At 47.4% G+C, this 344-nt stretch carries 1 protein-coding gene; it reads right to left on the reverse strand.

Features of this window, described 5'->3' with window-relative positions:
* On the reverse strand, positions 1 to 344 hold a 344-nt coding region (locus D7V20_RS19615), incomplete at both ends, for a phage late control D family protein (RefSeq protein ID WP_215624535.1).

Here is a 344-nt window from a genome sequence, read left to right on the forward strand (position 1 = left end):
CCCACTTAGGTCTAAGCTCAGACTGGCGGCGAATAAGGGGCTGTGTGCTTGCCATTCTTTAAAGAGGATTTGGATGACTTCGATCACAGTTTTATTCATAAACACGCGTGAGTTTCGTCTGTGTTTGCATAGTGCGGTTGGGTCTTCAACCGTGAGGCGATAGATGGTGAGTGCGCCATCACTTGCACCGATTTCGGCTTGGGTCACAATGCCTGAGATACGGGTCAGTTCTGAGCGATCTGTGACGATGTCAATAGCGGCTTGACTGGCTATGAATTGTTTTAAAGGAATTTGGTCATCAGTCGATAGGCAGATGAGTTGTAGTTGTATGCCTGTATTGAGAC

Origin of the sequence: Acinetobacter rongchengensis (assembly GCF_003611475.1) — a bacterium.
In the GTDB taxonomy this organism is placed as follows: domain Bacteria; phylum Pseudomonadota; class Gammaproteobacteria; order Pseudomonadales; family Moraxellaceae; genus Acinetobacter; species Acinetobacter rongchengensis.